14 protein-coding genes and 1 tRNA gene are annotated in these 17588 nt (G+C 67.4%); 5 read left to right on the top strand and 10 right to left on the bottom strand.

The features are described from left to right. Positions 1-6: 6 nt before the first annotated feature. The 5 genes from K5880_RS15750 to K5880_RS15770 form a co-directional block, all read right to left on the bottom strand. Positions 7-1932 carry a SurA N-terminal domain-containing protein gene (locus tag K5880_RS15750; RefSeq protein WP_297654302.1) on the bottom strand — a complete coding sequence of 642 codons (1926 nt, stop codon included), beginning with the start codon at positions 1930-1932 and terminating at the stop codon, positions 7-9. A 94-nt stretch (positions 1933-2026) separates the two neighbouring features. After that, positions 2027-2102: transfer RNA gene (locus K5880_RS15755), tRNA-Val, on the bottom strand. A gap of 11 nt (positions 2103-2113) precedes the next feature. After that, positions 2114-2386 (bottom strand): HU family DNA-binding protein, encoded by a 273-nt coding sequence (locus K5880_RS15760; protein WP_066158910.1) that lies wholly within the window; start codon positions 2384-2386, stop codon positions 2114-2116. Between the two features lie 285 nt (positions 2387-2671). Continuing rightward, positions 2672-3763 carry a tartrate dehydrogenase gene (locus K5880_RS15765; RefSeq protein ID WP_297654305.1) on the bottom strand — a complete coding sequence of 364 codons (1092 nt, stop codon included), beginning with the start codon at positions 3761-3763 and terminating at the stop codon, positions 2672-2674. Continuing rightward, complete coding sequence (locus K5880_RS15770; protein WP_297654308.1) at positions 3760-4656, bottom strand: alpha/beta hydrolase; 897 nt, start codon at positions 4654-4656, stop codon at positions 3760-3762. The genes K5880_RS15765 and K5880_RS15770 overlap by 4 nt, the downstream gene beginning before the upstream one ends. 65 nt (positions 4657-4721) lie before the next feature. On the opposite strand from K5880_RS15770, the gene K5880_RS15775 reads away from it, so the two are divergent. Further along, positions 4722-5690 (top strand): LysR family transcriptional regulator, encoded by a 969-nt coding sequence (locus K5880_RS15775; protein ID WP_297654310.1) that lies wholly within the window; start codon positions 4722-4724, stop codon positions 5688-5690. Here the strand turns inward: K5880_RS15775 and K5880_RS15780 are convergent. The 3 genes from K5880_RS15780 to uvrC are packed head-to-tail and all read right to left on the bottom strand — an operon-like array spanning position 5647 to position 9208. Further along, on the bottom strand, positions 5647-6537 hold the full coding sequence (locus K5880_RS15780; protein WP_297654312.1) for a DMT family transporter: 891 nt from the start codon (positions 6535-6537) through the stop codon (positions 5647-5649). The genes K5880_RS15775 and K5880_RS15780 overlap by 44 nt on opposite strands. A 10-nt stretch (positions 6538-6547) precedes the next feature. Continuing rightward, positions 6548-7117: a CDP-diacylglycerol--glycerol-3-phosphate 3-phosphatidyltransferase gene (gene pgsA, locus K5880_RS15785; protein WP_297654314.1), complete on the bottom strand. Its 570-nt coding sequence runs from the start codon at positions 7115-7117 to the stop codon at positions 6548-6550. Positions 7118-7165: 48 nt separating this feature from the next. Next, on the bottom strand, positions 7166-9208 hold the full coding sequence (gene uvrC, locus K5880_RS15790; protein WP_297654317.1) for an excinuclease ABC subunit UvrC: 2043 nt from the start codon (positions 9206-9208) through the stop codon (positions 7166-7168). 57 nt (positions 9209-9265) lie between these two features. Between uvrC and earP the strand changes: the two genes are divergently transcribed. From earP to K5880_RS15810, 4 genes are all read left to right on the top strand, one after another. Beyond that, positions 9266-10372, top strand: coding sequence for an elongation factor P maturation arginine rhamnosyltransferase EarP (gene earP / locus K5880_RS15795; RefSeq protein WP_297654319.1), 1107 nt, complete (start codon positions 9266-9268; stop codon positions 10370-10372). A 151-nt stretch (positions 10373-10523) separates the two neighbouring features. Continuing rightward, on the top strand, positions 10524-11078 hold the full coding sequence (gene efp, locus K5880_RS15800) for an elongation factor P (protein ID WP_297654322.1): 555 nt from the start codon (positions 10524-10526) through the stop codon (positions 11076-11078). Between the two features lie 81 nt (positions 11079-11159). Then, a complete protein-coding gene (locus tag K5880_RS15805) occupies positions 11160-12038 on the top strand; it encodes an AEC family transporter (RefSeq protein ID WP_297654325.1) in 879 nt (292 codons plus the stop codon). Between the two features lie 48 nt (positions 12039-12086). Beyond that, on the top strand, positions 12087-12956 hold the full coding sequence (locus K5880_RS15810; protein WP_297654328.1) for a TIGR00730 family Rossman fold protein: 870 nt from the start codon (positions 12087-12089) through the stop codon (positions 12954-12956). Positions 12957-12987: 31 nt separating this feature from the next. On the opposite strand, the gene K5880_RS15815 is transcribed toward K5880_RS15810, so the two are convergent. Then, entirely contained in the window at positions 12988-14436 is a 1449-nt protein-coding gene (locus K5880_RS15815; protein WP_297654331.1) for an efflux transporter outer membrane subunit, read from the bottom strand. Continuing rightward, entirely contained in the window at positions 14429-17587 is a 3159-nt protein-coding gene (locus K5880_RS15820; RefSeq protein WP_297654334.1) for an efflux RND transporter permease subunit, read from the bottom strand. Before K5880_RS15820 ends, K5880_RS15815 begins: the two co-directional genes overlap by 8 nt. Position 17588: the final 1 nt, after the last annotated feature.

A 17588-nucleotide genomic window follows, 5' to 3' on the forward strand; every position in this document is an offset into this window, starting at 1 on the left:
TTCTCATCAGCGCGGCGCCGGTGCCGGGGCAGCCACCGGTTCGGGCACGAGGATGCGCACCTTGTAGCGCTCCTTGAGGGTTTCGACATAGGCCTCGTTTTCGGCCGACGACCACCACTGGCTGTACTGCTGCACCTCCTGGGCCAGCGCCTGCGCGTCGCGCTTGTCGCGTGGCAGCACTTTCTCGACCTTCACCACCGCATAGCCCTGATCAGCCAGGTCCACGCCCACCCAGCCCGGCAACTGCTTCGGATCGGCACGCAGCGCGGCATTGAGCACCGGTTGCGCCAGCCCCTGCGCGTTCTCGCGCGACACCACCACGGCGTTGGCCAGTCCGGTGGCGGCTGCGCCACCCTGCCAGGCCTGCAGCTGCTTTTCGCCTTCGGCACGGGCCAGTTCGGCCGAGCGCTGCGCCACCAGGCGCGCGCGGACCTGCTCACGCACCTCGGCCAGCGGCAGCGTGCGCGCGGGCTCGTGCTGGACGACCCGCGCCGAGGTCAGTTGCGAGGGACCGGTCTCGATGGCTTCCGTGTTGCGCTTCTTCTCGATCGCGTCGGGAGTGAACAGCGCAGCCAGCAGCCGCTCGTTCGCGAGCGCCCCGGTGGCACCGGGCAAGGCCTGGCGCTGCACACCCTTGGCGGCGCGGATCTCCAGCTTGAGGCGATCAGCCGCGGGCTTGAGGCTGTCGGCCTGCTCGTAGACCGTGTTGCTGAAGGTGTCGGCGGCTTCGGCGAACTGCTTCTGGGCCTGCTGCTTCTTCAGGTCGGCCTCGATCTCGGCGCGCATGGACTCGAAGCTGCGCACCGGTGGCGCCTTGATGTCGGTGAGCTGGATGATGTGAAAACCGAACTCGGTCTCCACCACGTCGGAGATGGCGCCCTTGGCCATGGAGAACACCACGTCCTCGAACGGTTTGACCATTGCGCCACGGCCGAAGAAGTCCAGGTCGCCCCCATTGGCAGCGGAACTGGGGTCTTGCGACTGCGCCTTGGCCACATCGGCAAAGCTGGCGGGTTTCTCGCGCACCTGGGCCAGCAGGGCCTGCGCCCGTGCACGCACCGCGTCCTTGTCGGTCGCGGACGCGCCAGCGGGCACCGTGAGCAGGATGTGGCGGGCACGGCGCTCCTCGGTGCCGGACAGGCGCGAGGCGTTCTGGTCGTAGTAGGCCCGCACGTCGGCTTCGCTGAGCGCCACCTTGTTCTGCAGCGTAGCGGCGTCGAGCACGAGGTATTCCACGTCGACCTGTTCCGGCGCCTGGAACAGCGCGGTGTTGGCGTTGTAGAAGGCCTCGATGTCGGCGTCGGTGAGCGTCACGCGGCCCACGAAATCGGTGGCGGCATAACGCGCCACGCGGATCTCGCGGCGTTCGAAGAAGGCGTCCAGCGACACGGAGGCCAGCGCCGTGGGTGCGAAGCCGGAGCCCAGAATGCCTTGCGAAACCTGGCGCTGCGAGAGGTCGGCGCGCACACGCGCCTCGAACATCTCGGGCGTCATGCCCTGGCGGGCAACGAGCTGGCGATAGGCCTCGACGTCGAGCGTGCCGTCGGCCTTGCGCAGCATGGCGATGGACTCGTTCTGCTGCAGGTCACGCGCCAGCCTTGCGTCGCTCGTGTAGAGGTTGAGCTTGCTCGCGGCCGTGGCCAGCAGGCGCTGGCGCACCAGGCGCTCCAGCGTGGCGTAACGTGCGCCTTCGCTGTCGAGCAGGCGGGCGTCGAGCGTGGGCATGGCCTCGCGCAGGCGCTGCGACTCCTGCTGGTGCGCCTGTTCCCACTCGGCCTTGGTGATGTCCTGGCCATCCACCGTGGCCACCGCCTCGCTGCTTTCGTTGAAGCGCGTATAGCCCTCGATGCCGAACAGCACGAACGAGGGGATGATCAGGATCATCAGGAAGCCCATGAGGTACTTCTTGTGGGTGCGGATGGAATCGAACATGCCTTGAATCCTGCTACTTCATCAAAAACCGGATGACCTGGTTCCCCGGCCAAACAACAAAAAAGGCGAACCCGGGTTCGCCTCTTTCTTTTGGTGGTGGGTGCTGACGGGGTCGAACCGCCGACCTACGCCTTGTAAGGGCGCCGCTCTACCGACTGAGCTAAGCACCCGGGGACTGTATTCAGTTCAGCGCATCCTTGAGTGCCTTGCCCGGGCGGAACTTCGGCACCTTGGCGGCCTTGATTTTAATCTCAGCGCCGGTGCGGGGATTGCGGCCCTTGCGAGCGGGACGTTTGGTGACGGCGAAAGAACCGAAGCCAACCAGCGACACAGTGCCGCCCTTCTTCAGGGTGGTGCGGATGGCGGTGATGGTGGAATCCAGTGCACGCGTTGCAGCCGCCTTGGAAATGTCGGCGTGCTTGGCAATGTGTTCGACGAGTTCGGTTTTGTTCACAAAAAGCCCCTCTTGATTGAGTTGAATGTTCAGTAAGGACAGGTTCTTTCCAGAGACGGCGCTGGCCGCAGGCAAAAAACCTGAATCGCTCTAGACCGCAGGACGATGCCAACACCGTGGCAAACGCTGGGTGATTAGACCCACTGGGCACAACCCCTGTCAATACATGAGGGGACCCGGCCCAGTCCCGGCGGCGCAAGAGGCGAGATTCTAGACGCTTTCATCCAGGCCGGACCGTGCGCAACAAAATGTCGCACACCTCGCCGGTGCGAGGCGCGCGTTTGCTCAGGCGCGCAGCGCCTGGGCAATGGCCTGGCCCACGTCGCGGGTGCCTGCGCTGCCGCCCAGATCGGCCGTGCGCGGCGCACCGCTGCCGGGCTGCAGCACGGCCTCGATCGCCTGCATCACGGCGTCGTGCGCATCGCGGTGGCCCAGGAAATCGAGCATCATCGCGCCGCACCAGATCTGGCCGATCGGGTTCGCGATACCCCTGCCCGCAATGTCCGGCGCCGATCCATGCACCGGCTCGAACAGCGAAGGGTGTTGGCGCGTGGGGTTGAGGTTGGCGCTGGGCGCGATGCCGATGGTGCCGGTACAGGCCGGTCCGAGGTCGGAGAGGATGTCGCCGAACAGATTGCTGCCGACCACCACGTCGAAGAAGTCCGGGCGTTGCACGAAGTGCGCGGTGAGGATGTCGATGTGGAACTTGTCGACCTTCACGTCCGGATACGCCTTGGCCATCTCCTGCACGCGCTCGTCCCAGTAGGGCATGGTGATGGCAATGCCGTTGGACTTGGTCGCGCTGGTCAGGTGCTTCTTCGGCCGCGAGCGCGCCAACTCGAAGGCATGGCGCAGCACGCGGTCCACGCCGATGCGCGACATCACGGTTTCCTGTACCACGATCTCGCGCTCGGTGCCGGGGTACATGCGGCCACCGATGCTGGAATATTCGCCCTCGGTGTTCTCGCGCACGATCACCATGTCGATCTCGCCGGGCGCGCGCGGGCTGCCGTCGCGCCGCACCACGGGCGCGGTCACGCCGGGCATGAGCTTCGCGGGTCGGATGTTGACGTACTGGTCGAACTCGCGACGGAACAGCAGCAGCGAGCCCCACAGCGAGACGTGGTCGGGCACCTTGTCGGGCCAGCCGACCGCACCGAAGTAGATCGCGTCGTGCCCGCCGATCTGCTCCTTCCAGTCGTCCGGCAGCATCTTGCCGTGGCGCTCGAAGTAGTCGCAGCTCGAGAAATCGAAATGGTCGAACTGCAGATCCAGGCCGAACTTCGTGGCGACGGCCTCCAGCACGCGGATGCCCTCGGGCATGACTTCGGTGCCGATGCCGTCGCCGGCGATGACGGCGATGCGGTGTTTGCTCATGGATGGTCCTTCGGGTCGGTTTGGAAAAATGACAGGGCTTCGTCAATCAGGCGCGCGGGCGCCTCCTCGGCGATGTAGTGGCCGCACGGCAGGCTGTGGCCCGACACCTGGGTGGCGCGCTCGCGCCACAGCGCCAGCACGTCGAAGCAGCGCGCCACGACACCGTGTTCACCCCAGAGCACACGCAGGGGTTGCATCAGCCTCCGGCCCGCCGCGATGTCGGCGCGATCGTGCTCCAGGTCGATGGTGGCGCTGGCGCGGTAGTCCTCGCAGACCGACGCGGCGGTGCCGGGAAGCGCTCCGCAGCGCTCGTACTCGGCCAGCGCAGCAGGGTCGAACGCCGCCAGGCCCGCGTGCCGGCTGCCCATGACGCTGCGCACGTAGCGCACCGGGTCGGCCTCGATCAGCGCCTCGGGCAGCGGCGGCGGCTGGATCAGGAAGAACCAGTGCCAGTAGGCGCGCGCAAAGGCTTCGCTGGTCTGTTCGTACATGGCCAGTGTGGGCGCGATGTCGAGCAGCATCAGCTGCCGCACCACCTGGGGATGGTCCGCCGCGAGCCGGTGCGCCACGCGCGCGCCGCGATCGTGCGCCAGCACGTCGAAGCGTTCGAAACCGTGCGCGGCCATTACAGCCACTGCGTCGAGCGCCATCTCGCGCTTGCTGTGGGCGTGGTGCGCCGCATCGGGTGCGGGCCGCGCGGAGTCACCATAGCCACGCAGGTCCATCAGCACCACGGTGAAATGCCGGGCCAGCGTCGGCGCGACGCGGTGCCACATGGCCATGCACTGCGGATGGCCATGCAACAGCAACAAGGGCGGCCCATCGCCCGCGACGCGGGTGTGCAGGGCCACGCCGTCGCGGTCCACGGTACGGGATGCAAATTCATTCAGCATGGCCTCCAGCATAGCCCGCATTGCAGCAATAATCCGTCAATTGATTAATTACTAAAAGGAAACAATTGGACCGCCCTGATCTGGAACTGGTGCTCGCCGTGCGGCAACACGGCAGTCTGGTCATGGCTGCGCGCGCGCTGCGTGTGGCGCCTTCGGCCGTGACCAAGCGTCTGGCCGCGCTGGAAGCGCGCCTGGGCCTGCGCCTGTTCCAGCGCACCACGCGGCGCGTGAGTCCCACGGCAGAAGGCGACACCTTGTGCGAACGCGCGGTGCACCTGCTGCGCGCGTTCGATGATGTGGAGGCCGAGTTGCGCGAGCGCCAGGCCGAACCGGCCGGGCCGATCCGGCTGGCGGCCACCTTTGGGTTCGGCCGCCTGTGGGTGGGCCCGGCACTGGCGGCGTTCCAGGCGCGCCACACGGGCATACAGGTACAGCTGCAGCTCACGGAACAGTTGCCCGACCTCGCGGTGGAAGGGTTCGACGGCGCGATCTGGCTCTGGAACGCGCCCCGCGAACGCGCAGCCGAATGGGTGTCGCGCCGGCTGGCGGGCAACCAGCGCGTGCTGGTGGCCGCACCGGTTTACATCGAGCGCCACGGCGCTCCACGCACGCTGCAGGACCTCGCCACACATGCGTGCCTGGTGGTGCGCGAAAACGATGGGGGACCGGGACAACGCTTCGACCACTGGCGTCTGCAGCGCACGGGCGACGCGCAGGTGACGCATGTGCCCGTGAACGGCCCGCTGTCGAGCAACTCGGGCGAACTGGTGCGCGACTGGTGCATCAGCGGACACGGCATCATGCTGCGCAGCCTCTGGGACATCGGGCCCCAGCTCGCCAGTGGTGAACTGGTACGGGTGCTGCCCACGTTCGCGATGCCCGACGCCGACATCCACTGGCTCGCACCCTACCGCCCCCAGACCCCCAGGCGCATCCGCCTGCTGGTGGACTTTCTGCTCGACGCCTTCCGCAAGCAGCCCTGGAAGCCCGTCAGCGCGGCGCCCGCACCACGAGGCTCACGCCAAAAGCGGTGAGCGCGGTGCCCGCCAGGGTGATGGCGGTGATGGGTTCGGCAAACAGCACCCAGGCGATCAGCGCGGTGCAGGGCGGCACCAGGTACATCAGGCTGGTGACGGAGGCCGCCGCGCCGCGCTGGATCAACATGTACAACAGCGAACTGCCACCCAGCGTGAGCCCCAGCACGGACCACCCCATGGCGCCCATGAGCTCGGCGTTCCATTGCATGCTCTCCGCTTCCAGCAGCGTCAGCGGCAGCGTGACGAGCAGGGCCGCCATGAGTTGAACCGCATTGGCGGTGCGCACGTCGCATGCCGCCACATAGCGCTTCTGGTACAGCGTGCCCACCGTGATGGCCAGCAGCGCCACCAGCGCAAAGGACAGGTTGAGCCAGTTGGCCTGGTCGCCCGGCCCGCCCGCGCCGAACTTGCGCGAAACCACCAGAACCAGACCCGCGAAACCGAGCACCAGCCCCAGCCACTGCCGTTTCGACACGCGCGAACCGGTGCCCGACAGCCAGATCGCGGTCAGCACGGGCTGGATGCCGACGATCAGCGACGACAGGCCCGATCCCATGCCGGCCTTCACCGCCGCCCAGACACCCCCGAGGTAACCCGCGTGCATCAGCACGCCCGTGACGGCGAGGTGAAACCACTGGGCGCGGCTGGTCGGCCATTTCACGCCCGCCAGAACGACCCAGGGGAGGAAACATGCAATGGAGAGCGCGTAGCGCACCGCGAGAAATTTCATCGGTGGCGCATGCGGCATGCCGTAACGCGCCACGATGAAACCGGTGCTCCAGATCAGCACGAACACCCAGGGCATGGCGCGCAGCCACGCGTTGTCTTGCGTCGGGGAGTTCATCGCCAGTCCCTCAGCGCGACTTGGCGCGGATCTCGGGAATGGCCTTCTGCAGGTAGTACACCATGGACCAGATGGTGAGCACCGCCGAGACCCAGATCAGCCAGGTGCCCCAGAGCAGCGTGTCGATGATCCCCAGCAGCGTGCCATTGAACAGCAGGAAGGGGATGGCGATCATCTGCACCGTGGTCTTGACCTTGCCGATCATGTGCACCGCCACGCTCTTGGTCGCGCCGATGATGGCCATCCATTCGCGCAGCGAGGAGATCGCGATCTCGCGGCCGATGATGATGAGCGCAACGAACACATCGGCGCGTTCCAGGTGCACCAGCACCAGCAGGCTGGCGCAGACCAGGAACTTGTCGGCCACCGGGTCGAGGAAGGCACCGAAGGCCGAAGTCTGGTTGAGTTTGCGGGCCAGGTAACCGTCGGCCCAGTCGGTCAGCGCGAACACCACGAACAGCACCGTGGCCACCAGGTTCTGCTCTTTCGCGCTCAGGCTCTCCAGATAGAACACCCCCACGATCAGCGGGATGGCCACGATGCGGGCCCACGTGAGCAGGGTGGGGAGGTTGAAGAACATGGCTGCGATTATGCGTCGGGCATCGGCATCCCGCGCGGCGCGGGCCTTTCAGTGCAGGGCGCGATAGATCGCATCGGCCAGCTCCGCCGAGATGCCCTCCACCGTGCCGAGATCTTCCACGCTCGCGGTGGCCACGCCGCGCACCCCACCAAAGCGCTGCAACAGGCGCGCGCGCTTTTTCGGTCCCACGCCCGGGATGTCCTCGAGCTTGCTGCCACCCGTGCGCACCCGGGCACGCTGCGCCCGCATGCCGGTGATGGCGAAACGGTGCGCCTCGTCGCGGATCTGGGCCACCAGCATGAGCGCGGCGGAGTCGTGGCCCAGATACACCTTCTCGCGGCCGTCGGCGAACACCAGTTCCTCCAGACCGACCTTGCGGCCCTCGCCTTTTTCCACTCCGACGATGAGCGATAGGTCCAGGCCGAGCTGCTCGAACACCTCGCGCGCCATGCTCACCTGGCCCTTGCCACCATCCACCAGCACCAGGTCGGGCATGCGCGGGCCTGCCACGGACTCGACCGTGGGCTCGCTGGCAGCTGGGTCTTGCGGCGCGCCGGGGGTATCGGCCGTGGCGCCGATGGTCGGCGCCGCGCCCTCGTCCGCCCGCAGTGCCTCGGCAATTCGGCCGTAGCGCCGCAGCAGCACCTGGCGCATGGCGGCGTAGTCGTCGCCGGGGGTGATGTCCTCGATCCGGTAGCGGCGGTACTGGCTGTTCTGCATCTTGTGGCCCTCGAACACCACACAGGACGCCTGGGTGGATTCGCCAGCGGTGTGCGAAATGTCGAAGCACTCGATGCGCAAGGCGTCGAGCTGGTCGTCGGGGAGATGCAGCGCGTCGGCCAGCGCGCGCGTGCGGGCCTGCTGCGAGCCCTCTTCCGCCAGCAGGCGAGCCAGTGCGATGTCGGCGTTCTTCTGCGCCATCTCCAGCCAGATGCGCCGATGCTCGCGCGGGTGGTGCACGGCATTCACCTTCGCGCCGATCTGCTCGGTCAGCGCGTCCAGCAGCGTCTTGCCGACCGGGTGGCTGGTCACCAGCGTGTGCGGCATGGCGACGCCCAGGTAGTGCTGCGCGATGAATGCCTCCAGCACCTGCACCGCCACGCGATCGGCCGGGTCGCCCTGCACCGCGCTGCCGCCACCCTCTACGGCCAGCGCATGATCGATCGCGGTGGCGTCTTCCACATGCGCCGGGAAGTAAGGCCGGTCCCCCAGATGGCGGCCGCCACGGATCATGGCCAGGTTCACGCAAGCGCGACCGCCCTGCACCTTCACCGCGAGCACGTCCACGTCCCGGTCCGATACGTTGTCCACCGCCTGCTGGTGCAGCACGCGCGAGAGCGCACTGATCTGGTTGCGGATCTCGGCGGCCTGCTCGAACTCCAGCTTGTCGGCGTGGGCCAGCATGCGCTGCTCCAGCGCATCGAGCACGGCCTGGGTCTCGCCGCGCAGGAAGCGTTCGGCGTCGCGCACGTCCTGCGCATAGGCCTCGCTGTCGATCAGGTCCACGCAGGGTCCGCTGCAGCGCTTGATCTGGTACAGCAGGCAGGGCCGGGTGCGGTTGGCGAACACCGTGTCCTCGCAGGTGCGCAGGCGAAACACCTTCTGCAGCAGGGTGATCGATTCTTTCACCGCCCAGGCGCTGGGATACGGCCCGTAGTAGCTGTGGCGGCGATCGACCACGCCGCGGTAATAGGCCATGCGCGGGAACGCGAGCGAAGGCGACGGCACGCGCGCCGAGGGCTTGAACACCTCGCGCGTGCCGGTGATCTTGAGATAGGGATAGCTCTTGTCGTCACGGAACAGGATGTTGAACTTCGGGTTCAACGTCTTGATGAGGTTGTTCTCCAGCAGCAGCGCCTCGGCCTCCGAACGCACCACCGTGGTTTCCATGCGCGCGATCCGGCTCACCATGTGGCCGATGCGCGTGCCATCGTGGCTTTTCTGGAAGTAGCTCGCCACGCGCTTCTTCAGGTTGCGCGCCTTGCCCACGTAGAGCAACTGGTCCTGCGCGTCGAAGTAGCGGTACACGCCGGGCAGACCGGGCAGCGCGGCCACTTCGCTCAGCAGTTGTTCGGAATGCGTGTCGGACATGGACCGGTATTGTGCGCGGCATCGCAACCCCTGCCGCCAGCGCGGCCTGCACCGACAATGTCGGCCATGCAATGGGACATTTTCTGCCGGGTGATCGACAACTACGGCGATGTGGGCGTCTGCTGGCGCCTCTCGGCCGAGCTGGCCCGGCGCGGCGAGCAGGTACGCCTCTGGCTTGACGACCCACAGGCACTGGGCTGGATGGCGCCCGGCGCGCTGGAAGGCCGGATCTCCGGGGTCGACGTGCTGCACTGGACCACGCCGTTGTCCACCAACCTGCTGGACGGCCTTCCGCCGGCGGACGTATGGATCGAGGCTTTCGGCTGCGAACCGCCCGGCGAATGCGTCGATGCCCTCGCTGCCCGGGTCGCCGCCGGGCAACGCGCCCCGGTGTGGATCAACCTCGAATACCTCAGCGCCGAGCCGTACGTGGAGCGCTCGCACCGTCTGCCCTCGCCGGTCATGAGCGGGCCGGCGCGCGGCCTCACCAAGTGGTTCTTCTACCCGGGCTTCACCGAACGCACCGGCGGCCTGCTGCGTGAAGCGGACCTGCTCGCGCGACAAGCGGCATTCGACGCACCGGCCTGGCTGGCCGGGCTGGGTCTGCCCCTGCGCCCGGGCAGCCGGCGCGTGAGCCTGTTCTGCTACGAGAGCGACGTGCTGCCCGCGGTGCTGCGTCAGGCCGGCGCCTGCGAACTGGCCAGCGACTGGCTCGTCACGTCCGGGCGCGCCTGGACGGCGGTGCAGGCAGCGCTGCGGCGCGACGGCCCGCCCGGCACAGGGTGCGCCCTGCATGCCCTGCCCCTGCTGACGCAGACCGCATTCGACCACCTGCTCCAGGCCAGCGACCTCAACTTCGTGCGCGGGGAGGATTCGCTGACACGCGCCTTGTGGGTCGGGCAACCCTTCGTCTGGCACATCTATCCGCAGCACGACCACGCGCACCACGCCAAGCTCCACGCATTCCTGGACTGGCTGCAGGCGCCGGCATCGCTGCGCGCATTCCACCTCGCGTGGAACGGCATCACCGCCGCCACGCCCGTCTGGCCCGACGCGGCCACACTGGCCGGCTGGCGGGACTGCACGCAAGCCGCACGCCAGCGACTGCTTGTGCAGCCCGACCTGTGCAGCCAGCTCACTGGCTTCGTGCGGGAAAAGCGATAAAATTCAAGGCTTTGCGGAAAACCGGCCCGGGTCCGCCCCGGATCCACCTGTCCGTCAGCCATCTGCCTCGCCGCACAGATCGCAGCCATCAGCTCAGTTCCCGGGTGTCCAGCGCACGCCGGGAGCGCGCGGCCCAACCGTTGGAACCCTCATGAAAATCGCTCAAGAACTGCGCGCCGGCAACGTCATCATGCACGGCAAGGACCCGATGATCGTCCTGAAGACCGAATACAGCCGCGGTGGCCGCGGCGCCGCCACCGTGCGCCTCAAGCTCAAGGCCCTGCTCAACAACATGGCCACCGAAGTCGTCTGCAAGGCCGACGACAAGATGGAGCAGATCATCCTGGACAAGAAGGAGTGCACCTACTCCTACTTCGCCGATCCCATGTACGTCTGCATGGACGCCGAGTACAACCAGTACGAAGTGGAAGCCGAGAACATGGGCGACGCCCTGAACTACCTCGAAGACGGCATGACCGTGGAAGTGGTGTTTTACGACGGCAAGGCCATCTCGGTCGAACTGCCTACCAGCGTCGAGCGCGTCATCACCTGGACCGAGCCTGCCGTCAAGGGCGACACGTCCGGCAAGGTGCTCAAGCCGGCCAAGATCGCCACCGGCTTCGAAGTGGCCGTGCCGCTGTTCGTGGCCCAGGACGACAAGATCGAGATCGACACCCGCACCGGCGAGTACCGCAAGCGCGTCTGAGCGCGGGCCGAACCGACTGACGCAACGAATGAAGAGGCTCCCGCGGGAGCCTCTTCACTTTTCAACGCCCCGCACACACGCATGGACCTGATCGCCCGCATCGCCGACGTCATCATCCCGGTGTTCCTGATCGTGGCCATCGGTTACGGCTACGCCCGCCGCCGCACGCTGGACATGACGGTGTTCAACCGCATCGCGCTGGACGTGCTCGCGCCCTTGCTGGTGTACTCGGCCCTGGCCTCGAAGGACTTCGTCATCACCGAGCACCTCACGCTGCTGGTGGGGGGCGCGGTGCTGATCCTGGGCACAGGCCTGCTGGCGTGGCCGCTGGCGAGGGCCTTTGGCGCCCAGCCGCGCACGCTGGTGCCGGTGGTGATGTTCAACAACTGCGGCAACATGGGTTTGCCGCTGGCCCTGCTGGCTTTCGGCCCGGCGCACTTCGGGGCGGCCGTGGCGCTGTTCTCGGTCAGCAACCTGCTGCACTTCTCGCTCGGTGCGCGCATCACCAGCCGCCTGGCGCGCACGCGGGACCTGCTCACCAGCCCGCTGATGATCGGCACCGCGCTGGGTTTCATGAGCGCGCTCTCCGATCTGCGCCCACCCGAGGTGCTGCTCTCCGGCATGAAACTGCTGGGCGACGCGCTGCTGCCCATGATGCTGTTCGCGCTCGGCGTGCGCCTGACGGCGCTGACGCGCTCGGGTCTGGCGCTGGGCATGCTGGGGGCGCTCGCCCGCCCACTCATGGGCCTGGCCATCGGCATCCCGCTGGCGTGGGCCCTGGGACTGGAGGGCGCAGCGCGCGGCCAGCTGCTGCTGTTCGCCGCCTTGCCTCCGGCCGTGATGCAGTTCATGCTGGCCGAGCGCTATCGCCAGGAGCCCGACAAGGTCGGCGCCATGATCATGCTGGGCAACGCGCTGGCGGTGGTCTTCGTGCCACTGGCCCTGGCACTGTCCCTGTGATCCGCGCGCCCGCGTTCACATTCACCGACCACACAAGGAGTCCACCCCATGGGAGCCGCACAGAATCTGAAAGAACGCCGCCTGGCCGACGCCTGGGCCGAGTTGCAGACGCATGCCAACGAAGGCCTGCCCCTGCAGGCCGACGCCTACCGACTGGCCTTTGCCGACCCCGAGTTCCTGTTGCGGCGCGAGACGCGCGGCATCCGCCTGCAGCTCGAGATGCTCAAACCCGACCTGGCGCAGCGCGAGGCCGGCATCGAGAACACCATCGTCGTCTTCGGCAGCGCGCGCTTTCGCGAGGCCGGTGAGGCGCAGGAACAGCTGGTGCGCGCCGAGCGCAGCGGCGACGCGCGCGAGATCGCCCGCGCACGCGCCCTGGTGCGCAACGCGCACTACTACGACCACGCACGCGAATTCGCACGCACGGTGGCGCGCTACAGCGAGCGCTGCGACAAGGCCGAGCAGCTCTTCATCTGCACCGGCGGCGGCCCCGGCATCATGGAAGCGGCCAGCCGCGGCGCGCACGACGAAGGCGCGCCCAACGTGGGGCTGAACATTGCCCTGCCCCACGAGCAGGCGGCCAACCCCTATGTTTCACCCGAACTGAGCTTCAAGTTCCACTACTTTGCGCTGCGCAAGATGCACTTCATGATGCGCGCGAAGGCATTGCTGGCGTTCCCTGGCGGCTTCGGCACGCTCGACGAACTGTTCGAGGTGATCACGCTGGTGCAGTGCAAGAAGTCCAAGCCAGTGCCGATCCTGCTGTTCGGTTCGGACTACTGGAAGCGCCTGATCAACCTGGATGTGCTGGTCGAGGAAGGCACGATCTCGCCCGAGGACCTGGAGCTGTTCCAGTACGTGGACGATGCGCAGACGGCATGGGAGCACATCCTGCGCTTCTACGACTTGAAAGGCTGACCCTCCTGTGCCGCGCAGCGGCGCAGGAGGTTTACTCCTCCTGCTTCCAGCCGCCGCCCAGCGCCTTGTACAGCGCCACCTGGTTCTGCTGCTGCGCCAGCCGCGTCTGGGCCAGCGCCTGCTGGGTCGCGAACAGCGAGCGCTGTGCGTCCAGCACATCCAGGAAGCTGGCCACGCCATTGCGGTAGCGCAGTTCGGCCAGCCGGAAGCGCTCGGCCTCGGCGGCCTCCTGCTGTTGCTGCGCGCTGAGCTGATCGCCCAGTGTCGCGCTGCCAGCCAGCGCATCGGCCACTTCGCGGAACGCGGTCTGGATTGCCTTTTCGTACTGTGCCACCGCAATGTCGCGCGCGGCGTTGGACGCTTCGAGGTTGGCGCGGTTGCGGCCGGCGTCGAAGATCGGCAGCAGGGCCTGCGGCGCGAGGGTGAAACCCCAGCTGCCGTCCCTGAACAGGCCCGAGAGGCTGCTGCTGGCCGTGCCCGCGCTCGCGGTGAGCGAAATGCGCGGGAAGAATGCAGCGCGTGCCGCGCCGATGTTGGCGTTGGCGGCGATCAGTTGCTGTTCGGCCTGGCGGATGTCGGCGCGGCGCGTGAGCAGGTCCGAGGGCAGTCCTGCAGGCACCTCACGCAGTTGTGACGCGGTGGCCGGATCGGTCGCTATCGGCAGCAAGGCTGCCGGTGGCGCCTGACCCACCAGCAGCGTGAGCGCGTTCAGATCCAGTGCGCGCAGGCGTCGCTGCTGCGCCTGCGAGGCGCGCGCGGCCGCCGTGAGCGACTCGGCCTGGCGCAGGTCCAGCGCCGAAGTGGCGCCGTTGTCGAATCGCAGCCGGCTCAGCCGCAGCGAGTCCTCGCGCGTGGCCAGCGTGCGTTCGGTGAGCGCCAGCAGTTCGTCGTTGGCCTGCAGGCTCAGCCAGCTGCTGGCCACGGCTGCCACCAGGCTGGTCTGGGCGGCGCGGCGCGCCTCCTCGCTCGCCAGGTACTGGGCCAGCGCCGCTTCCTTCAGGCTGCCCAGGCGGCCAAAGAAGTCGATCTCCCAGCTGCTCAGCGCCAGACCGACGCTGTAGACGCTGGTGATGCCCCCCGTTCCATCGGGCTGCCGGTTGCCCGTGGCCGCGAGGTTGACGGTGGGGAACTGGTCGGCGCGGCGAATCTGGTACTGCGCGCGCACCTGCTCGATGTTGAGTGTGGCTACGCGCAGGTCGCGGTTGTTGGCCAGCGCCAGTTCGATCAGCTCGCGCAGCCGCGCGTCGGCCACGAACTCGCGCCAGGCGATGTCGGCGCCCGGCTTGGCATCCGCCGCCGCAGCGGGCTGCGGACCAGGAAACTGCGCCGCGACCGGGGCCTCAGGGCGCTCGTACTTCGGAATGAACGAACACGCTGACATGGCGGCCACGGCCAGCAGCGTCAAGCCGAAGCGCGACAAGCGCCGAGGCAAGACATCCGGAACAAAGGCGACGCGAGGGAGATTCACAAGGTCAGTCATCGGTGTGCACTCCGTGGTGTTGCGCGGCCTGCTCGGCATCGCGCCGGTGCTGCCGTTCGCTGCCCTTGAACAGCGTGCGCACCACGACGAAAAAGATCGGCACGAACACCACCGCGAGCACGGTGCCGGTGAGCATGCCGCCGATCACGCCGGTACCAATGGCGCGCTGGCTCGCCGAACCGGCACCAGAGGCCAGCGCCAGCGGCAGCACGCCCAGCGTGAAGGCCATCGAAGTCATGATGATCGGGCGGAACCGGATGTGCGCTGCGGCCAGTGCGGCCTCGATCACGCTCTTGCCCTGGGCCTGCAGGTCCTTGGCGAACTCGATGATCAGGATCGCGTTCTTCGCCGACAGGCCGATGATGGTGATCAGGCCGACCTGGAAGTACACGTCGTTCGAGTAGTTGCGCAACAGCGTGGCCAGCAGCACACCCAGCACGCCCAGCGGGACCACCAGGATCACCGACAGCGGGATGGTCCAGCTCTCGTACAGGGCGGCCAGGCACAGGAACACCGCCAGGATGGCGAAGGCGTAGAGGATGATGGCCTGGGAACCGGCGAGCTTTTCCTCGCGCGTCTGGCCGGTCCACTCGTAGCCGATGCCCTGCGGCAGCTGGGCGGCCAGCCTTTCCATCTCGGCGATCGCCGCGCCCGTGCTGGAGCCGGGTGCCGCGCTGCCGCTGATGCGCATGGACGGGTAGCCGTTGTAGCGCACGGTCTGCATCGGGCCGGTGATCCAGCGCGTGCTGGCAAAGGCAGAGAGCGGCACCGCCTGGGCCTTGTTGTTGACCACGTTCAGGCGCAGCAGGTCATCGGGCTGCATGCGGGCAGTCGCATCGGCCTGCACCACCACACGTTGCAGGCGTCCTGCGTTGGGGAAATCGTTCACGTAGCTGGACCCCAGCGCGGTGCCGATGGCGGCGTTGATCGCATCGAAGCCCACGCCCAGGGCATTGGCCTTGTCGCGGTCGATGTCGATCTGCAGTTGCGGGGCATCCTCCAGGCCGTCGGGTCGCACCTGCGTGATCACCTTGCTTTGCGATGCCATGCCCAGCAACTGGTTGCGTGCACCGAGCAAGGCCGCTCGGCCCAGGCCGGCGCGGTCCTGCAGGCGGAAGCTGAAGCCCGAGGAAGCCCCCAGCTCGGGAATCGGCGGCGGGCTCAGCGGATAGATGAAGGCGTCGCGGATACCGGAGAGCGCGCCGAAGGCGCGACCAGCCACCGCCTCGGCCGAACTGCCGGGCCCGGTGCGCTGGTCCCAGTCCTTGAGCGTGACGAAGGCCAGCGCCGCGTTCTGGCCCTGGCCAGAGAAGCTGAAACCCAGCACACCGACCATGCTCTGCACCTCGGGCTGCTTCAGGATGAAGTCTTCCACCTGCTTGATCACCTCCAGCGTGCGTTCTTGCGTGGCGCCCGGGGGCAACTGCACGTTGACGAGCATCGTGCCCTGGTCTTCGCCGGGCAGGAACGAGGTGGGCAGGCGCATGTAGACCACCACCGCCGCGGCGACGATGGCAAGGTAGATCACCAGCGTGCGGCCAGCGCGCGGCAGCAGCTTGGCCACGCCACCTTCGTAACCCTTGGCGGTGCGCGCAAAGCCCCGGTTGAACCAGCCGAAGAAGCCCTTCTTGTCGTGGTGATGCCCCGCCTCGACAGGCTTGAGCAGCGTGGCGCAGAGTGCCGGCGTGAGCGACAGCGCCATGAAGGCGGAGAAGGCGATCGACACGCCCATGACCGCCGCGAACTGGCGGTAGATGTTGCCCACGCTGCCTGCGAAGAAGGCCAGCGGCACGAACACCGAGACCAGCACCACCGTCACGCCGATGATGGCGCCGGAGATCTGCGTCATCGCCTTGCGCGTGGCCTGCAGCGGCGGCAGGCCCTCCTCGCTCATGATGCGCTCGACGTTCTCCACCACCACGATGGCGTCGTCCACCACGATGCCGATCACCAGCACCATGCCGAACATGGTCAGCACGTTGATGGAAAAGCCCATGGCCAGCAGCACCGCGAAGGTACCGAGCAGCGCCACCGGCACCACGATGGTCGGGATGACGGTGTAGCGGAAGTTCTGCAGGAACAGGAACATCACCAGGAACACCAGCAACATGGCCTCGCCCAGCGTCTCGGCCACCTGTTCGATGGAGATCTTCACGAAGCGCGAGCTGTCGTAGGGGATGGACCAGGACATGCCCGAGGGAAAGAAGCGCTCGAGCTCCTGCATCTTCTCGCGCACCGCTTCGGCCGTGGCCAGTGCATTTCCGCTCGGCGATAGCTGCACGCCGATGCCGACCGCCGGTTGTCCATTCAGCCGCGCCGACGTGGCATAGGCCTGGGCGCCGAGTTCGATGCGGGCCACGTCCTTCAGACGCACCGTGGCGCCATCGGGGGTGGCGCGCAGCACGATGTTGCCGAACTGCTCGACGCTGCCGAGCTGGCCGTTGACCACCACGGTGGCCGCGATGGACTGGCCGCCCACGTTGGGCAGGGCACCGATTTCACCGGCCGAGACCTGCGCGTTCTGTGCGCGGATCGCGGCGGTGACGTCGGCCGCGCTCAGGTTGAAGCCGAGCAGGCGGGCCGGGTCGATCCAGACGCGCATGGCGCGCTCGGTGCCGAACAGCTGGGCCTGACCCACGCCGGGCACACGCTGCAGCTCGGGCACCACGCTGCGCGAGGCGTAGTCACCCAGCGCCACCGGGTTCCAGGCGGGGTCGTCGCTCGCCAGCATGGTGAACAGCAGGAAGTTGCTGCGCGACTTGTCCACCCGCACACCCTGCTGCGTCACGGCCGAGGGCAGGCGCGGCGAGGCTCGCGAGAGGCGGTTCTGCACGTCCACCTGCGCCAGGTCGGCGTTGGTACCGGTCTCGAAGCTCAGCGTGATGCTGCCGGTGCCGTTGGCCTGCGCCACCGACTCCATGTAGATCAGGCCGGGCGAGCCGTTCATCTCCTGCTCGATGACCGAGAGCACGCTGTCTTCCAGCGTGGCCGCCGACGCACCGGGGTAGGTGGCGTTGATCACGATGGACGGCGGCGCCACCGGTGGGTATTGCGCGATCGGCAACTGCGTGATGGACACCGCGCCCATCACCATGATGAAGAGCGCGATCACCCACGCGAAGATGGGCCGCTCGATGAAGAATTTCGCCATG

This window comes from Hydrogenophaga sp. (genome assembly GCF_025699295.1).
Classification (GTDB): domain Bacteria; phylum Pseudomonadota; class Gammaproteobacteria; order Burkholderiales; family Burkholderiaceae_C; genus Hydrogenophaga.